The sequence below is a fragment of the Siminovitchia thermophila genome (genome assembly GCF_016909185.1).
GTDB lineage: Bacteria > Bacillota > Bacilli > Bacillales > Bacillaceae_C > Siminovitchia > Siminovitchia thermophila.
Genome location: NZ_JAFBFH010000001.1, coordinates 143,588 through 161,258 on the forward strand (window position 1 = coordinate 143,588; position 17,671 = coordinate 161,258).

17 protein-coding genes are annotated in these 17,671 nt (G+C 42.3%); 5 read left to right on the top strand and 12 right to left on the bottom strand.

Going from position 1 to position 17,671, the window contains the following annotated elements; genetic code table 11:
• Window positions 1–6: 6 nt before the first annotated feature.
• Window positions 7–2,004, bottom strand: a complete 1,998-nt coding sequence (locus tag JOC94_RS23305) for a glycosyltransferase (RefSeq protein WP_205177873.1) — start codon at window positions 2,002–2,004, stop codon at window positions 7–9.
• A gap of 167 nt (window positions 2,005–2,171) precedes the next feature.
• Between JOC94_RS23305 and JOC94_RS00660 the strand changes: the two genes are divergently transcribed.
• Window positions 2,172–3,137, top strand: coding sequence for an MBL fold metallo-hydrolase (locus JOC94_RS00660; protein ID WP_236016923.1), 966 nt, complete (start codon window positions 2,172–2,174; stop codon window positions 3,135–3,137).
• Here the strand turns inward: JOC94_RS00660 and JOC94_RS00665 are convergent.
• The 11 genes from JOC94_RS00665 to desA all read right to left on the bottom strand — a co-directional run bounded on the left by JOC94_RS00665 (window position 3,122) and on the right by desA (window position 15,044).
• Window positions 3,122–3,349, bottom strand: coding sequence for a hypothetical protein (locus JOC94_RS00665; RefSeq protein WP_077109783.1), 228 nt, complete (start codon window positions 3,347–3,349; stop codon window positions 3,122–3,124). The two genes, JOC94_RS00660 and JOC94_RS00665, sit on opposite strands and share 16 nt — an antisense overlap.
• Window positions 3,350–3,432: 83 nt before the next feature.
• Window positions 3,433–4,362, bottom strand: a complete 930-nt coding sequence (glsA, locus tag JOC94_RS00670; protein ID WP_077109782.1) for a glutaminase A — start codon at window positions 4,360–4,362, stop codon at window positions 3,433–3,435.
• A 68-nt stretch (window positions 4,363–4,430) separates the two neighbouring features.
• Window positions 4,431–5,621 (bottom strand): cytochrome P450, encoded by a 1,191-nt coding sequence (locus tag JOC94_RS00675; protein WP_077109781.1) that lies wholly within the window; start codon window positions 5,619–5,621, stop codon window positions 4,431–4,433.
• Entirely contained in the window at window positions 5,618–6,346 is a 729-nt protein-coding gene (bioD, locus tag JOC94_RS00680) for a dethiobiotin synthase (RefSeq protein ID WP_077109780.1), read from the bottom strand. The genes JOC94_RS00675 and bioD overlap by 4 nt, the downstream gene beginning before the upstream one ends.
• Entirely contained in the window at window positions 6,343–7,515 is a 1,173-nt protein-coding gene (gene bioF, locus JOC94_RS00685) for an 8-amino-7-oxononanoate synthase (protein WP_077109779.1), read from the bottom strand. Before bioF ends, bioD begins: the two co-directional genes overlap by 4 nt.
• Window positions 7,505–8,851: an adenosylmethionine--8-amino-7-oxononanoate transaminase gene (gene bioA, locus JOC94_RS00690; RefSeq protein ID WP_077109778.1), complete on the bottom strand. Its 1,347-nt coding sequence runs from the start codon at window positions 8,849–8,851 to the stop codon at window positions 7,505–7,507. The genes bioF and bioA overlap by 11 nt, the downstream gene beginning before the upstream one ends.
• Window positions 8,848–9,618, bottom strand: a complete 771-nt coding sequence (gene bioW / locus JOC94_RS00695; protein WP_077109777.1) for a 6-carboxyhexanoate--CoA ligase — start codon at window positions 9,616–9,618, stop codon at window positions 8,848–8,850. The genes bioA and bioW overlap by 4 nt, the downstream gene beginning before the upstream one ends.
• A gap of 1,487 nt (window positions 9,619–11,105) precedes the next feature.
• Window positions 11,106–11,957 (bottom strand): STAS domain-containing protein, encoded by an 852-nt coding sequence (locus JOC94_RS00700; protein ID WP_077109776.1) that lies wholly within the window; start codon window positions 11,955–11,957, stop codon window positions 11,106–11,108.
• Between the two features lie 193 nt (window positions 11,958–12,150).
• Entirely contained in the window at window positions 12,151–12,762 is a 612-nt protein-coding gene (locus JOC94_RS00705; RefSeq protein WP_077109775.1) for a response regulator transcription factor, read from the bottom strand.
• A 1-nt stretch (window position 12,763) separates the two neighbouring features.
• Window positions 12,764–13,900 (bottom strand): sensor histidine kinase, encoded by a 1,137-nt coding sequence (locus JOC94_RS00710; protein ID WP_077109774.1) that lies wholly within the window; start codon window positions 13,898–13,900, stop codon window positions 12,764–12,766.
• A 94-nt stretch (window positions 13,901–13,994) separates the two neighbouring features.
• Complete coding sequence (gene desA, locus JOC94_RS00715; protein WP_077109773.1) at window positions 13,995–15,044, bottom strand: Delta(5) desaturase DesA; 1,050 nt, start codon at window positions 15,042–15,044, stop codon at window positions 13,995–13,997.
• Between the two features lie 207 nt (window positions 15,045–15,251).
• On the opposite strand from desA, the gene JOC94_RS00720 reads away from it, so the two are divergent.
• The 4 genes from JOC94_RS00720 to JOC94_RS00735 all read left to right on the top strand — a co-directional run bounded on the left by JOC94_RS00720 (window position 15,252) and on the right by JOC94_RS00735 (window position 17,524).
• The gene (locus tag JOC94_RS00720; protein WP_077109772.1) at window positions 15,252–15,443 is read left to right on the top strand and encodes a YbxH family protein; all 192 of its coding nucleotides are present in this window, start codon (window positions 15,252–15,254) and stop codon (window positions 15,441–15,443) included.
• A 313-nt stretch (window positions 15,444–15,756) separates the two neighbouring features.
• Window positions 15,757–16,080, top strand: a complete 324-nt coding sequence (locus tag JOC94_RS00725; protein ID WP_077109771.1) for a PadR family transcriptional regulator — start codon at window positions 15,757–15,759, stop codon at window positions 16,078–16,080.
• A gap of 5 nt (window positions 16,081–16,085) precedes the next feature.
• Window positions 16,086–16,751, top strand: coding sequence for a DUF1129 family protein (locus JOC94_RS00730; RefSeq protein ID WP_205177875.1), 666 nt, complete (start codon window positions 16,086–16,088; stop codon window positions 16,749–16,751).
• A 23-nt stretch (window positions 16,752–16,774) separates the two neighbouring features.
• On the top strand, window positions 16,775–17,524 hold the full coding sequence (locus tag JOC94_RS00735; RefSeq protein WP_205177877.1) for an HAAS domain-containing protein: 750 nt from the start codon (window positions 16,775–16,777) through the stop codon (window positions 17,522–17,524).
• Window positions 17,525–17,671: the final 147 nt, after the last annotated feature.

Consider the following 17,671-nt stretch of genomic DNA (forward strand, 5'->3'; position numbering starts at 1 on the left):
CCTGCCTCAGGGAGCGTTTTTCATCTGAATTTCCTGCAAAATATCCCGGAATTTTGCAATGGATCTGGTGTAAAAAAGTTTTGGCCGCCGCTTAAAGTCGATCTGTTCCTTACGTCCCGACCTATATATTTTTATGCGGGGGCCATCTTCGTGTTCCAGGAAGCGGAGCACCGCTCTCCCCATATTCTTTTTTACTTTCGGAATATCCGCCCCCTTTTTTATCACTGGCTGAATCATTCTATGATCGTTTAAACAAGATACACAAACAAAGACATCCCATTTTCCTTTAGGAAGATTCATACACGAAAGACGCCCCTTAAATTCGGCTGTCCCCTTATCCAGCCAACGCATCTCAAGTGGAACACATATGTCTTCCAGCCGCTTTTTCCGTCTTAATTGCAATGCCAAAGAGATATCCTGTTTGATGAACTTTTCCTTGACCTGAACGCGCCCCTGTAAAACAATCTCTTTTGCATTCGGATATGATACTTGTTCCAACTCGCAATCAATTTTTCCAAGTCTGATACGCCTGTCTTTTTGCTTTACCGCTTCTTCAAAAACAGTCAACCACTTTTCCGCGATCACTTCCCCGCAATGTGTTTTACTGGCCTTTTGCGCCGCGAGGCTGAGAGCGCGACGCTTTTCCTTGTTCAAAAACAGTCCAGTCATGGCCTCCGCCAGTCCGTTGATGTGATCTGCTTCGACAAGAAGCCCGTTTTTTCCATGTTCAATCAAATCAGAGGGACCATACTTGCAGTCATAACAAATGACAGGCGTGCCCGCTGCCATACTTTCCACGATCGCCATGCCAAAAGCTTCGGATTTGGAAGTCATAATCGAGAAAGCCGCCCGCCTGAATACCTTAAAAGGCTGGTGTGTAAATCCCATTACAAATACATGGTTTTCCAGCTTTAACCTTTTGATTAACGCTTTGTACTTGGCTTCGTCCTTTCCAAACCCCCAAATTTCCAGTCTTGCTTTTGGTACTTGTTTCACCACTTTCTTGAACGCCTTAATGGCATGCGGGATTTGCTTGATTCTTTGAAATCGTGACAGCATCACCGCTGTATAAGGATCATATTCACCCTTTATGTCCTCATTCATGACCGCTGGATGACCAATGACATGAATGGTCGTCCTGTCTCCGAACCTTTTGCGAATATCTTCCGCCTGGCTTTCTGTCAGCACAATCAGCCCATCGAGATTGCTCAATTGGTATAACAGATTGCCGTTTCTTGGCACAAGACTACTGCCATATTCAAACGGAAACTGCAAATGATTGCTATGAAGAACGGCGAGTTTGGCAATTTTTGGATTTCGAATGGGAAAAAGCACCCTGTCGGAAAAGCGGCTGTCCGAAACCAACACCGCCGCTTCATCTTGTTGAACGATCGCGTTGATAAAGAATTCCCGGTAATCTCTTACCGCCCGAAAGGCTTTCACTTGTTTTCCGTTGCGGTCGAACCAATAACACCCTGCCGACTTGCCGGTCACCGGATGAAAGAGCCGTTTAAAAAAAAGCCGTCCGTTCTTTGTAAAGAACATTTCTTTCGTTATCTCGGATGTTTTCGGGTCATAATGCGCCACTTGCCGAACATTTCCATACTGATCAAAAAGAATTCTCTTTTCTTTTTTCCTTTTACCGGACAAACAATTGATCGCATGCAAACGATTTTCCTTAAACTCTTTCTCGAGCCGATAGTTTCCGTAACGAAGCGCTTGCTTTCGATAGCTCTGCCCTTTTTCAACAGGGATATCATCTTCACCGCTTTGCTTTTCAAAAAATTCATATACATTGAAATGGCCTATCTTCCTGTTCCAAAGCCCAATAGAACAGTAATGCTCGATCACATCTCCATAATCGGGATTAAAATCGAAAGTGATAATGCCTATTTCTTTTCCCTGCCCGGACAATAAAGAAGCTCTTTGGATCATTGCCCTCGTCATGCCCCCTCTTTGGGTTTCGATCGAGTGAGTCATAAAGTAGACGCCATAATTATTCACATGATTTCACCTATCATTCCATAGCATTGATATATTAACCTTTATAGTCAACAAAAGAACAAAATAAACGGATATCCACGTGATTGAACTTGGCATCCACAAACGTTTACAATAACATCATAGGAAAGTGCTTCAAGATAATACGAGCCAATAAGGAGTGACAGTATTTGCCAATCGTACAACATATGGACATTTTTCCGATTCATGTACCAGTTTCATCATCTTTGCGATCCATTAACTTTTACCTCGTACAGAGCGGACAATCCCTTATACTGATCGACGCCGGATACAACAATGACGATTGTCGGAAGGCGCTTGTCGATACTTTAAAGCAAAATGAATTTGCTTTAAAAGATTTGACGCATATCATTTTGACCCATCACCATATAGACCACGCAGGCCTTGTCAATTGCCTAACCGCGGAACACCCAATTCCTGTATATGCGCACCCGCTTTCTTTTCCAAGATTAAAAAGAGCGTCCGTTTTTTTGCAAATGCGAATACAATTTTTTCAAGAGCTATATGAAACAATGGGGTGCGGCCAACAAGGGAAGAAACAGATTGAACATTTGAAAAAAACAATGAAGGAAAACGAATCTCAAAAAATAACGGCGGAACTGGTTGAAGTTGGAGAAAACTTTGGAGATCATTTCGAAGTGCTGGAGGTACCCGGGCATGCCCCAGATCAAATCGCTCTTTATGACCGTAAACAAGAGCGGCTTTTTGCCGGAGATTTATTAATCAGCCACATCTCCAGCAATGCCCTTGTCGAGCCTGATGAAAACGGAAAGAGAATTCCCTCCTTGTTGATCCATATCGATTCTTTGAAAAAATGCTTGTCGCTATCGCTTGAGCAAGTCTATTCAGGTCATGGGAAAGTCATCCAGCAACCAAAAGAATTGATACAAAAAAGACTGGATGGAATAGAGAAAAAAGCGGAGCGCTTTTTAACATTGATCAAGGGTGGGAAAAGAACGGCCAACGACATTGCCGAAACGTACTATAAAGATGTTTACGACCAGCAGTTTCCGCTTGTCATGTCAGAGGTGATTGGACATTTGGATTATTTGGAACAGCGGGAAAAGATACAAAAAGAGAAAGTGCATGGCATTTGGCGTTATACTTCCTCATAAATCTGCTTTCTTTGGCCAAACGGCGCCACCGAAAGGATATTTTCTCTTTTAAAAGTCCGACATTGTTTTTTAAAGTAACAGTACGCCTTAACAGTCGTTTCAGACACAAATAGGACTTTAATGACACGCTGGGAAAGCTGATTATTTTCCGACAAATAGATGATTTCCAGCCTTTCTCCTGACAACGCAGCACGCATGAGCAGCCTTTTCATTTGCATCACCCCGAACTTTTGTTTGTGTATATTATATGCAAACAAATGTTCTTTATTCAAGTGGAAAATGTTGTTATCAAAGTTTAAAACATGCTTAAACGGTAAGCTTTTGCTAACAGCTCCAACAGCTTGATACCTGCCGCACTGTTCCCCTTTTCATTCAATGCGGGACCAAAAATGCCGATCCCGCAAACCCCCGGAACAGCGCCCATGATCCCGCCGGATACGCCGCTTTTTGCCGGAATTCCGACTTTAATCGCAAACTCTCCGGAAGCATTATACATCCCGCATGTCACCATAAATGTTTTACAGATACGGGCAACTTTGGGCGGCATAATCTGTTTTCCACTCACCGGATCCAGGCCGTTCATCGCGAACACCATTCCGATTCTGGCCAGTTCAAGACAATTCATTTCTATCGCGCACTGCTTCGTGTACAGATCAATCAGTTCTTCCACATCTTCCTGAATGACACGATGCTGTTTTAAAAAATAAGCAAGGGCACGATTTAAAAAAGATGATTGATATTCAGACAAAGCAACTTCTTCACTGAAATCAACCTGGCTGTTATCCGCCATTTCCCGTGTAAAGGAAAGCAATGATTGTAACCGGCCTTCAACACCGTTTCCTTTTAGCAAGTGCGTAACGACTAACGCGCCGGCGTTGATCATTGGGTTTAAAGGCTTGGCTGGCGACATTGTTTCCAGTTTGGCGATCGAATGAAACGGATCCCCAGTCGGCTCCATGCCCACACGCGAAAACACCTCTTTTTCTTCCCTGTCCATGAGGACGAGCGCCAGGCTTACGACCTTGGAAATACTTTGCAGTGTTATCTTTTTTTCAATATCACCTGCCGATACGCATGTTCCATCGGGATAAAAAATAGCAATCGATAAGCTATGGGGATCCGCTTTTGCCAGTGCCGGAATATATTCCGCAACTTTTCCATGTTTGGCAGCTTCCCTTGCTTCTTTTACAAATTCTATTAATTCTTCGTTCGAGCGACACAACATATTCATCACCAATAGCAGTATGATCAAAAAGCGCGTGATCCAACCGCTCATTTAAAAAATCGAGATCGCTACGAGCGTAAAATAACAGGTAGTTCCGACAATGACCGAAATCCGATCAACTTCCTCCACCGCGGCTTGGAATCGGATAATCGAAGACCCGGCATGCGCTGTAATAGTATTTGAATTGCGATTTGAGCTTCCATTCGCGCCAGTGACGCACCTATACAAAAGTGAACACCATGTCCAAATGCCAGATGAGGGTTGGGTTTCCTCGTCATATCAAATACATCGGCCTTGGCAAATTTCTCTGGATCCCGGTTTGCCGCCCCTAAAAGAACATATACATGGTCACCTTTTTGAACGATAGATTCCCCCATTTTTATATCTTCTGATGCCACTCGGGCTGTCATCTGTGTAGGGCTTTCATAGCGAAGAACTTCCTCTATCGCCGTTTCGATCAGTGCTGGATTTTCTTGTAATGCCTTATACTGCACCGGATGATTCAATAAAACGAGGACAGTATTACTAATCAAGTTTACCGTCGTTTCATGTCCGGCTATCATCAGCAAAATGCATGTTGCCAGCAATTCTTTTTCAGATAATTCGCTGTCCTGCTTTACGAACATGCTAATCAGATCATCTTTGGGAGCTCTTTTCTTCTTGTTGATTAATCTCTGAAAATAATCCAACAACACACCAATGGTTTCGTCGCCACTTGCCAATATATGTCTGGTGCGGGTAAAATCAATCGTTCGGATTAAACTGGCCGACCATTCTCTAAATAATGGCCGCTCTACTACCGGAACACCAATCATCTTTGCGATCACCAGACTTGCCAGAGGAAAAGCATAATCAGATACGACATCCATTTTGTTCTTTTGCTCTGCCTGATTAAGCAAATCATGAGCAGTTTCTTCTATATAATAGCGAATATGTTTCAGCTTGGAAGGTACAAAAGCCGCGCTGGCAAGTCCGCGCAAGCGCCTGTGGTCAAGCTCATTTTTAAACAACATCATATGATTTTGAACTTCTTTCAGGCGCTCATATTTTTTCGATGTGAGTGGAAGCGGTATCCGATTTTTAAACCTTGTGTCCAAAAGGACTTTTTTGACTTCCTCATAACCGGTCACATACCAACCCGGATATGGAAACGAATCCAGCTTGTATAACGGCCCCATGGAACGCATCTCGTCATAAAACGGATAAGGATTGTCTATAAACTCCGCGGAAGTAAGTGAAATTGACTGCTTTGTCGTCATGTCAAACGCACTTCCTGATCAGAAGCCCCGTCTACTTTCAAGCGGCTTAGCAATAATGGCATATCCAAGTAAACTTGAATCATGCTTTGAACCTTTTCCTTCGTGACTTTTTCAAGCTTCGGCAGCATGCCTAAAATGGGCACGCCACACATATCCTCCATCAATTTCGGGCTCGTTACCTCGGCAATATCCGGGTGCTCACTTCTACCATTAATGACGATGCCGGCAATGGGAAGACCCATGCTTTTGGCGTATTGAACCGTTAAAAAAGTATGATTGATTGTCCCAAGATTGGGCCGGGATACAATTAACAACGGCAACTGTAAAGCTTTTATCAAATCACTCACCAAAAAGTCTTCGCCGAGCGGTACAGAAATGCCGCCCGCGCCTTCCACGATAAAAAATTCATGCTTTTCTTTCACTCTCTCCCAATGAGCGAGCACATCTTCAAGAAACATCTTTCTCTCTTCCAGGCGTGCCGCCACGAGCGGGGCGAGAGGTTCCGCAAATTCAAATGGGGTAATCTCCTCATGGGATAGCGTTGTTTGCGACATTTGTTTCAACAAGCTCGTATCACTCTCGGCATGTTCACGCGAAATACCGCTTAACAGCGGTTTATATACGCCAACATCCAGCATTCGTTCTTTTAACACTGCCGCAATCCCGCAAGAAACAATTGTTTTTCCAACTCCGGTATCTGTCCCCGTTACAAATATTCCTTTCATTTGATAATCCTCAACTCTCTTCCTATAAAATCAAACACCTTTAACAAGTATGTTATTTCTTTTACATCATGGTCGGCGGTCACTGTCAGCCGGATACGGCTTTCCCCTGCCGGTACGGTTGGCGGACGGATGGCTGGCGCGTATATTCCTTTTTCCTGCAATTTTTTGGAAAATGTAACTGCCGTTCTGTCATCACCAATGATCACGGGAATAATCGCAGTATTTTCCCCTTTGACTTGGTACCCCAAACTACATAATCCCGTTTTCAACTTCTTGATGTTGTAATAGAGATGTTGACGCTTTTCCCCCTCCTGTTCGATGATCCCCAAAGCAGTATACGAAGCCGCACAGCTTGCCGGAGGAATGGCCGTTTGAAAGATAAATGTTCTGGCGTGATTGATTAAAAATTTAATGAAGACATGAGAACCGGCGGCAAAGCCACCTTCCGTACCGACAGCTTTGCTTAAAGTGCCAATCACTATGTCAGGTAATACGCCAAAATATTCACTCGTCCCTCTGCCATTTTTCCCCACAACACCAGTGGCATGAGCATCATCGACAATCACATAGGCATCATAGCGGTTGGCAAGCTCGCTGATCCGGTCAAGAGGCGCTATCGTGCCATCCATGCTAAAGACACCGTCTGTCACGATAAACCGCCGTTGATAACAAGCCGTATCAATCAGTTTTTTTTCCAGATCCTCCATGTCGACATGTTGGTAAATAAGTGTTTCCGCCCTGGATAGCCTGCAGCCGTCGATAATGCTGGCGTGATTATATTGATCACTTAAAATGACGTCTCCTTTTCCCGGCAATGATGACAAGACACCGATATTCGCTAAATATCCGCTTGAAAAAAGCAGAGCGGCTTCCTTTTGCTTAAAGTCCGCAATTCTTTTTTCCAATTCTTGATGCCAATCAGAATTTCCTGTCGTTAACCGTGAACCGCTACTTCCAACCCCATATTGATTCAATGTGTTCAGCGCGGCGGCAATTACCCGTTTATCATTCGCAAGCCCCAAATAGTTATTGGATGAAAAGACGATTTGCTTTTGTCCATCTACCATCATTTCGGGCTGGGGAGCCGTCTCCATTGTTCGGAGCTCCCGGTACAACCCGGCGGCTTTTACCTCGTTTAAGCGGCCATGCAGCCAGCCATCAAACGGCAACACTTGTCACCTCATGAATGGCTTTTTTCATAATGGCGATCATTTCCTCAAGCTCCTCAACGGTACTGGCAAGTGGCGGCATGAAGACGATCGTATTACCGAGCGGCCGTGTCAACATACCGAGTTCCCTCATTTTTAGAGAAACACGATAGCCGACTCTTTTTTCATTAGGAAAAGGTTCCTTCGTTTCTTTGGATGCGACAAGCTCGACACCGCACATAAAACCGAGCTGTCTAATATCTCCAACGTGTGGAAGTGTATACAACGTATCGAGAAGCCGTTCCAGCACCTTGGCCTTCTTGGCCACCTCGTCAACAATATTTTCGGTTTTCAATAACCGCAAATTTTCAAGGGCGACTGCGCACCCGAGCTGATTTCCTGTATACGAATGACCATGGAAAAAAGTCTTCATTTGATCATAATCATCGTAAAAAGCTTCGTAGATTTTTTCGGTGGTGAATGTTGCGGCAATCGGCAAATACCCTCCCGTTATACCTTTGCCGACAGCCATAAGATCCGGCTGGACATGTTCATGTTCACAAGCAAACATTTTTCCTGTTCGTCCAAATCCGGTCGCCACCTCGTCGACAATCAGCAAAACATCATATTTCGTGCACAACTCACGCACACCTGACAAAAATCCTTCAGGCATCACAATCATCCCGGCGGCCCCCTGAATCATCGATTCTATGGAAAGTGCCGCAATCTCCTCATGCTTTTCAATCAGAAGCTGTTCAAGCTCATACAGGCATTCATCGCGACACTGATTTGGATCGCCGCTTTCAGAACGATAAACGTATGGAATGGACGACTTGTAACTGTCAAACATCAACGGCCCGTAGACTTGATGAAAAAGCTCAATGGAACCGACGCTTACAGCACCAATCGTATCTCCGTGATAGCCGTTTTGCATGGCGATAAATTTCTGCTTCTCCGGCCTGCCGATATTGATCCAATATTGAAAGGCCATTTTCAGGGCAATTTCCATGGCTGTTGCCCCGCTGTCTGAATAAAAAACACGCGTCAAATTCTCGGGGCTGATTTCAATCAGCTTTTCGGCCAGTTCCGTTGCAGGAACATTTGTCATACCGAGCAGCGTGGAGTGGGCAATTTTTTCAAGTTGGTTCTTGATCGCTTCGTCCAACTCTTTTTTACGGTGCCCATGCACATTTAGCCAAACAGAAGAAAAGCCGTCATAATACTCCTTCCCAAATATGTCTTTTACTTTTACTCCATTGCCGCTCTCGATGATGAGGGGATCATGATCATAATCTTTCATTTGCGTAAAAGGCAGCCATAAATATTTCTTGCTTTTGTCAATGATTGCTTTTGTCATTTTTCTACCTCCCATTGAATCATTACAGGCTGATGTTCCAAATAATGTATGTAAGAATCCACATCTTCCTTGCCGTCAATAAAAAAGATCCGGCACCCCTGTTCATCCCCATATTCTTTTAGTTGGGTGATGCGCTGATAGCCAAGGGTTTTACTTGCCACATAACCAGTTATATAATCCGGATCATCTGACCAGCACAACTCCGCCACCGCGACTCGATGTTCACATACCTTTGTGGCAAGAGCAAGCGCTTCTTTTATCCTTGAGTGGAGGGGCATATGATGACAGCCAGCCCATTTTTCATAATGTCCGTTCTGCCAATCCATTCTGGAAGCCCGCACCCCTTTTTCTCCCCTGTCATCCAGCCGTTTTCCTGAATGAACATCAATCAACATGGCCCCTCTCATGCTTGAATATTGCGAAACAAGCCTATCGGCTTCATCAATGATGTTTCTTGGAATTCCTGATTGTTCCAGCAAACTCCATGCCAGCGCTCGTCCTTCCTTTGCACTTTTCACCTTATTCGTCGTCACGCTCAAAGGTTCCACGCGCTTTGCCGGTTCCTCAATGCATTCAAATTGAATTTGCATAAAGTCCGGTTTGCCTTTTGAATGAACCAATCCTTTTTCAAGCAAATACATAACCGCCTGTTGTATATCACTGTAAGCTGCCAGCATCTCTCCACCAGAAACATGAGTGCTGCCTCGTTCATGTGCCCCACCCTTGGCCGCCCTCATTCTAACACTGAACAGCTCTTCCCTTTTCATCGCATTCTCCCCCTTTCCACACTCTATTGTTAACCATTATGTAAATATAGTTAACAATAAGGATTGTATGTCTCAAATGGCTATCTGTCAATACGGCAAAACAAAATGAGGAAGAAAAGCAGTAAAGGAAAAGAGGGAGATAATACGGAAGGAAAGGTTTTTTCTTGTGTACGAGATAAAAAATAATTGTTAACATTTTTCTGTTTATCGTAAACATTCAACCGGTTATAGTCTAGTAAATTGAAAAAGTTATAAAATTCTTTTTTTCATGCAACCAATTGGACTCTCTCCTAAAATCGCCAAGGGGGTAGTGGAGTGGGATCATGAAAAGCCTTGGTCATAAGGGCAAAAAAGGAGACGACGAGGAGGATATTTCACTTATAAAGCAGGGCCGAACAGCATTGTTAAGCAATGAAGACGGTGTGTTTGATCTGATGTAAGAAACTATTATCGGAAAGAGCTGTTCCGAGTAACCAAACGTAACGGCGACATATGGAAAATGCAGGATTAAACATCGGGTATTCATGCTTCCGAAGCTTATGCTAATCCAACATCATTCAACCTGGCTTTTTCATGGGAAGGGATATATATGAGGCTGAAGATACCTTTGCATATCGAATGAAAGTCAGCGATGAAACGGACAATGAGTATCAAGCAAAAGGATCTCAGATGAGTCCATAAAACATGATTTTTTTACTTATCTACTTCAAAAACTTAAGCTAGTATTAGAAATATAGGATAAGGGGAATTGTTGAAACAATAGCCAGCCCGAAAAAAACCCCTAAATTTGTGTTAAGACAGCGTTCGGAATTTTTTATAAATCCGACTGTAGTACACTTTGAACCGTAATACCCCTACGCAAACAAATCAAATTCCCTGATCACAAAACTTGGAACATCGCCTTATGGTAAAAGGAAAAATGGCATGATTTAAACGCGGAAAATTCAGTCTTATTTTATGATGAATTGGAATGGAATTTGGGAAGTTATATCATCTAGTGAAATTCGGAGTACACATGCGCCAATACTTTGGGGATCGGAAACGAAAGTTCTTTAAAATACGCCTCGCGAAAAATTTCACTGTAAAAAAACTATTTTACGAAAGTCAGAATATTAGGTTAGTCCCTGGTGCGGGGAGCTTCTCATTCAGTTACCATGGTTTATTAGGTAAAAAGAGATCATGATATATTTGCCCAAAAATTACGGAGGCTTTGCCATTGTATGTTGAAAGAGCTTGATAGACTTCCTCGGTAGAGCCAGATTCGCGGGGGTATCTGGCTCCCCTTCATACTGGATGAGGCTCCCTATCATGAGAATGTTAGTTGCGCATTCACCGGTGGAATATCTTACATCTGCACCGAAAGGAACCGCTATAAAGTCACAACGGTTGCAAATCATTCGTGAATGAGGGAAAGTATCCACTTGCTGATTGAAGTTTTAACAGCTCCCTTATTGCGAACGGTGGACAATGAAGAGCAGTACACCTTATTATTCCGCGACGATTAAAAACTCTTCCGCCAGCACTTGCTGGAGTGACCCATATGTATCGATTGAACTGAAATCCAATCCAAGTTGTATGGCCGTTTGGGCAATTTCGGGACGGATTCCTGTAATTCTCGCTTGAATCCCCAATAAATCCAAAATTTGAGCCATATCATATAATTGGTGAGCAACCATCGTATCAATAATCGACACGCCCGACAAGTCAATGTATAAACGCGTAATCCCAATATCAACACTTTTTTTAGGAACATATTCAAGAATCTTCTTTGCCCGATATGTATCAATATCGCCAATAAGAGGGAGCACTCCGGATTCTGAAGTTATTTTTATGACGGGAGTACTTAGCTCATCAATCAAATTGAGCTGTGCAGTAAGCCGATTCGTCATTAATTTAAAATACATTTCGGAGAATTCGACATACAATTCATCAAACGCCAGATGAATAACTTCCCCCCATCTTTGCAAATCTTCCTTCGTCACCACTTCTCCCTTTAAAGAAGAAAATTGCTTTACAAATGACCAATAAATTTTCCTGACTTTACTAAGTGCCCCTAACACTTCGTAAATCGGCGTATTGCTTTGGATTCTGCTCTTTGCAACGATTTGGGCCCATTTTTCCTTGCTTTCTTGAAATTGCTTTTCATCAGCCAACAAACTGCTGGCAATGGTTACATTCGTTAAACGATTTTGTTCTCTCAAAGTATGTTCCACTTCTTCGCCCGCATCGACAGAGTAGATGGAACCCTTCTCCTTTTTTCTAAGAGCGAGCCATTGATCGGAAATCGCATCCAGATGATCGATCAAATATCCGTAAAGCTCAATATCGATGTCGCTCATATAGGTAACCTCCCCATAACTAAGAAGTCTCGTTATCCATTATTATAACATAACAGAAATTGTAAACTCTTTAGGGAAATGCACGCAGTCCATAATTTTATGCAGAAACAACCATTCATTTAAACGTATACAATACGATCCTTCAGTATCATGAACTAAAAATTCACCAATTGGATCCAAAGCTGTTCCTATACTATTTAAACCATCCTTTTTCCTTAAACCTGGAAATCGCCTCAATCCGATTACCAACGCCCAGCTTTTCAAGAATCGAAGATATATAATTTCGGATGGTCCCCGGAGTCAAATATAGTTCTTTTGCAATCTCTTTCGTTGTTTTTCCTTCGGCGACAAGGGCAAGGACTTCACTTTCCCGCTCCGTCAGCGGATTTTCCATCTCCTCCCCATCACCATAAGCGATATCTATGAGCTCAGGTGCATACATGCGCCTACCATCCATAATCAAGCGAATGGCAGATACCAGTTCTTCAATTGGACTATCTTTCAATAAATACCCGCGTACTCCCGCTTTTCTGGCGCGCTCAAAATAACCCGCCCGTGCAAAAGTGGTTAAAATAATGACTTTACAAGTACTGCCTTTCAGCTCTTGGGCGGCTTCCAACCCTGTTTTTACCGGCATCTCGATATCCATAATACAGACATCCGGCTCCTGTTCTCTTACTAATCTGACCGCTTCTTCTCCATTTTTTGCCTGCCCAACGACTTCCATATCTTCTTCTATGTTCAGTAAAGAAGCAAGCGCACCCAGCATCATCCCTTGGTCTTCGGCGATCACAATACGAATCATATTAATCAGCCTCCTCCATTATATGCTTTAAGACAACTGGCACCCGAATAGTCAGCTTTGTTCCTTTTTCCCCTTCAATTTGCAGACTCCCATTTACAAACTCCAGCCTTTCACGGATTCCTCTTAAACCGCTCCCGTTTTGCATCTCTCCCCCACCTGCTAAACCAACTCCATTATCCTCAATACTAATGACAAATTCATTTGGCTGTTGTTCAAATGTAATGCGGCACGAAGTTGCTTGGCTATGTTTGACTACATTTGTCACCGCTTCTTTTAGGCACATGCTTACAACACTTTCGACAATCGGAGGAATGTGATGGAAAGAAGGATCACCGGCAATGGTCAAGTCCATTTCAGCCGCTTGAAACATCTGTTTCGTCCTAAGCAACTCTTCCTTCAACTTTGTTGCCCGAATGTCGGCGACCAGCTCTCTTACTTCCCGGAGTGCCGCACTGGCAGTCTGGCGAATATCTTTCAGCTCTTTTTCAGCAGCATGAGGGTCGCGATAAATCAATTTCCCAGCCAAATCACTTTTCAAGCCGATCAGCGATAACTTTTGTCCTAAAATATCATGTAAATCCCGGGAAATACGCTCCCTTTCCTCTATAATCACAAGTTCCGAAATCCGCTCGTTGGCGTCCTCCAGCTGGCCTTCCAAGTTCATGTTTTTATTTCTGTAATATAAATTAAACGGCAACAGCACGGTCCCCAGGACAGAAATAACAATGAAATGAATCTGAGGAAGAAACAAATCCATATCGATAAAAAAGCCCGCAACAATCGCGCCGACCGTCAAGGCAATATGAAGTCCATACATAATGAAAAAGCCGACTGGATTGCGGATATTGCCGATGAAAAAAGCCGTAAATATGGCTAAATATACATATCCAAACAACAGTGTCATCACAATGTTGATGACAACTTCAAAACTGATCCACATATAAACGAGACCGCTTTTCGACTTATAGGAAAACCGGTAAGATAAAAAATACAATAGTAACAATGATATCCCAATGGAAATTTCTATGGGCGACGAGGATCTGAAGATAAAAAAGAACGGCAAAAAACAAAAAATAACCCACGCGTATATACTGATCCAGGGATTTTTCGGAAAAATGCTTAACCAACTGCTCTGCATTTGAAGTCACCGCCTCGTCTGATTGCCTTATTATTATATCATGAATCATGAAAAAGCCATTCCCAAGAAGCAGAATGGCTCATGAACACCCTCTTTATTTCGTATCAAAACTGACATGTTTTGTTTTTAAAGGAACGCGGTTCTTTTCAGCCTGAAGCTGACGATGCGCTTCTTTGAAAGTGACAAACATTTTCTTTTCAGGGTCATACAATCGGAACTTTAAAGACTCCAAGCTCGATTTTATCGTGATGGTCGTGGCATGATGAAGCGGAGGATTCTCGTTATGCGCCTTTTCCAGATGGTAATTCGGAACGCGGGGCGCCAAATGGTGCACATGGTGAAAACCGATATTTCCCGTCACCCACTGCAATACTCGCGGCAATTTATAATAGGAACTGCCCTCAACCGCCGCTTTTACATAATGCCAATCTGATTCTTCTTCAAAGTAAGAGTCTTCGAACGTATGCTGGATATAGAACAGCCAAATCCCTAATGCCGTTGCAACGAACATGATGGTCCCCTGGATGAGTGCAAAAGCCTGCCAACCAACGAGAATCGCCATGAAAGTATACATCACCAACACACAGGCATTCGTCAAATACGTATTGAACCGCTCTTTCCTTCTTGCGTCTTTCCTGTTTTTCCTGTTTATAATCAGCATTAAATACAAAGGACCCAACCCGAACATGACGAGCGGATTTCGATAAAAACGATACCATAGACGCTCCCATTTAGATGCTTCTTTATATTCATCAATCGTCATCACCCAAATATCGCCGACCCCCCTTTTATCAAGGTTGGAACTGGATGCATGATGAATAGCGTGTTCCCGTTTCCACTTTTCATATGGAAAAAGTGTCAATATTCCTGTAATCGTTCCGACGATATCGTTTGCTTTTTTACTTTTAAAAAAAGATCCGTGGGTGCAATCATGAAAAATGATAAATGTCCGTACCAAAAAACCCGCCGCAACGACAGCTAGTCCCAACGTCAGCCAAACCGATATGGATAAGCTTTGGTAGGCCAAAAACCATAAAATAATAAAAGGTAAAACTGTATTGATTATTTGCAAGATACTTTTCTTTTTATCAGATTTGGCAAAAACAGCAACTTCTTTGAATAATTTCCTTGTTTTTTCTTTCATCGAATCCTCCTCATGCTGATGAATTCATTTGTTATATCTAATGATAAGATTCTTCTTGCTTCTCGAAAAGACATAAACGTCATTACTTTGAGATGATAAACGTCATATATTGTGAATCACTTCACAATTTCTCCTGCATGACAGGTATTTTTGCCCGTTGTTCGTGAAATAATAACCAAAAAATATAACCTTCGGAGTTGATTAACATTGGGTGCCATCGAAAGGAACGGATTTATATTTGAACCTGAATATAGTGTCATTGAGCAAAATGGAGCCATTCATGTATACCATGAAGGAGAATTTATTGAAGAAATAAAGTTTACTTTTTCTGGAAAGTCCCCCGATCTTGACGGAATTGAGCGGCTCGTTGACGATTATTGCGATCAAAAAGGCATTTGATGTTTTTTAGCGTTAAGTATTGACAGCTATAGCGAAACATTTTACAATAAAAATAGCTACATTGTATAACAAAGTAGTTATTTTTTTATGACACTATCTCGCTTTGTCAAGTACCGGTCATGACATCTTTTTTATGATCAACTATCTTGTATGGCAATATAGCATCAAAGGAAGGTGCGTATATGTCTGTACATGGCAATGATAGTAGCTATTTTTTTATGACACTATCTTGCTTTGTCAAGTACCAATCATGACATCTTTTTTATGATCAACTATCTTGTATGGCAATATAGCAACGAAGGAAGGTGCGTATATGTCTGTACGTAGTCAATTGCTGAAAGGAATTTTAGATGGCTGTGTATTGGCAGTGATTGAAAAAGAAGCCGTATACGGCTATGAGCTGTCCAAAAAGCTGCAAGACATTGGCTTGCAAGATGTGAGTGAAGGCACTATTTATCCGGTATTATTAAGACTGCAAAAAAACGGCTTAATAAGAGGCGAAATGCGGCCATCCGATTCCGGGCCGAATCGGAAATATTATTTTTTAACGGATACAGGGCAGGAAACACTAACAACAATTATTGAGGAATGGCACCGCCTCTCTGGTCCTGTCAATACATTACTAAAAAGAAGGTGAAAGATATGAATGTTGACATGCTGATTGAAGAAAACAACAGAAAAAGAGAGTTGCTGACACCGGAAAATGAGAAATACTACGACGACATGTTGATATATATCCGCCTTCAATGGCGCCTTTCTGAACAGCAATCCGAAGAAGTGTTAATGGAAATCCTGGACCACCTCCTTCAAGGTCAGGAGGAAGGAAAAACGGCAAAAGACATGTTCGGCCATAACCCGAAGGCTTTTGCGGATGAAATAATAGAACAGCTTCCAAACGAGAAGAAGCGGGAAATCATCCCTTTTTATGCCAGGATCATTGGTAATATTGTCAGTTGGTCGTTAATAATTAGAGGGATTCTGCATTTGATTTTATCGCAATTTATTGAAGTCAATTCAGAAATCAATTTGTTTCAAATGGCTATGAGTTTCTTGGCTATCACATGCTTTGTCAGTTTTAGCATTTGGTTTATTTTGAGACTTGTCCACAACTCTTTATTTAAAGAAAACCGAAACATAAAGCTGCTGACGATAAAAGCCGGATTCGTTGGTGCGGCTGGTATGGCAGTCGTATTGCTTGTTGCCAAGTTCACCCCTGAGATCGGACCATCTTATAACTTGCCTTGGCAAGTATCGTTAATCGCGGGGGCTATCCTGTGGCTCATTTTATTTGTGGAAAAGAAACGGTAAAGAACTGGGGGGGGGAATCAACATTGTTATCAGTCAAAAGCAAAGCATTTATTGAGAATCTGCGGCTTTATTTAGTGACATCCGGAAAAAAGCAAAAAGAAATAAATGAACTAATCGATGAATTAAAAGTTCATTTAATAGAGGCGGAAAAACAAGGGAAAAGTATCGACGAGATGATTGACTGTACGCCGGAACAGTATATGAACTCATTAAAAAGAGAAATGGATACAGACTATAAAAACCTTATCAAAAATGTGACAATTATTTTTGCAGGTGTTATTGCTTACTTAATCATGGGATCTGCCATCAAGGGAGAGTTCTCGCTCAATATCGTGCAAGTCATAGCTTTCCCTCTCATCATCATCGCCGGCCTGCTTATTTATGTATTCTTTTTGCAACAGGCGGGAAAAAAGCAATTCTCAACCAAAAAATTATTTGTCATGGGCATGCTTGCCACCACAAGTGTCAATACACTCTTTATACTAGTATTGCTGGGAAGCACTCTTATTGTTGAACCTTTTTATATAGGAACCACTTTTGTCAATTGGATTGTTGTTGGTGTTTGTGCCAGTATTCTTATCATCTTTGCTATTTGGAGCAAGACTTGGTTCTCCATTTTGATCCCCGTCCTGCTGTTTATACCAGATATGCTTTTCCGCTTTTCAAATTTGAGTGATACGACTATTTTCATCATTGGCTTAGCATCTTTCATGCTTATTTTTATCTTCATGATCATCAACCTTCTTATCATGGATAAAAGGAAGAAGAGATGATCTTGAAGTTGATCACCGTTTGGACTATATCATTTTTGATTCAAATGCCAACATTTCGTCCTATTAAGCCGAAATGTTGGCAAAAAAGAACAATATAGCGGCGGCGACTGTAAGTCATCGTATATTGCCGGGGAAATAATGTTGGCA

Excerpts from the sequence above, each read along its gene's own strand:
- bioW (WP_077109777.1), bottom strand. The coding sequence starts at position 9,618 with ATGAAAAGGGAAGAGCTGTTCAGTGTTAGAATGAGGGCGGCCAAGGGT.
- JOC94_RS00665 (WP_077109783.1), bottom strand. The coding sequence starts at position 3,349 with ATGAAAAGGCTGCTCATGCGTGCTGCGTTGTCAGGAGAAAGGCTGGAA.
- bioD (WP_077109780.1), bottom strand. The coding sequence starts at position 6,346 with ATGAAAGGAATATTTGTAACGGGGACAGATACCGGAGTTGGAAAAACA.
- JOC94_RS00700 (WP_077109776.1), bottom strand. The coding sequence starts at position 11,957 with ATGAGCGACATCGATATTGAGCTTTACGGATATTTGATCGATCATCTG.
- desA (WP_077109773.1), bottom strand. The coding sequence starts at position 15,044 with ATGAAAGAAAAAACAAGGAAATTATTCAAAGAAGTTGCTGTTTTTGCC.
- JOC94_RS00725 (WP_077109771.1), top strand. The coding sequence starts at position 15,757 with ATGTCTGTACGTAGTCAATTGCTGAAAGGAATTTTAGATGGCTGTGTA.
- JOC94_RS00730 (WP_205177875.1), top strand. The coding sequence starts at position 16,086 with ATGAATGTTGACATGCTGATTGAAGAAAACAACAGAAAAAGAGAGTTG.
- bioA (WP_077109778.1), bottom strand. The coding sequence starts at position 8,851 with ATGACAAAAGCAATCATTGACAAAAGCAAGAAATATTTATGGCTGCCT.
- JOC94_RS00675 (WP_077109781.1), bottom strand. The coding sequence starts at position 5,621 with ATGACGACAAAGCAGTCAATTTCACTTACTTCCGCGGAGTTTATAGAC.
- JOC94_RS00705 (WP_077109775.1), bottom strand. The coding sequence starts at position 12,762 with ATGATTCGTATTGTGATCGCCGAAGACCAAGGGATGATGCTGGGTGCG.
- glsA (WP_077109782.1), bottom strand. The coding sequence starts at position 4,362 with ATGTTGTGTCGCTCGAACGAAGAATTAATAGAATTTGTAAAAGAAGCA.
- JOC94_RS00710 (WP_077109774.1), bottom strand. The coding sequence starts at position 13,900 with ATGCAGAGCAGTTGGTTAAGCATTTTTCCGAAAAATCCCTGGATCAGT.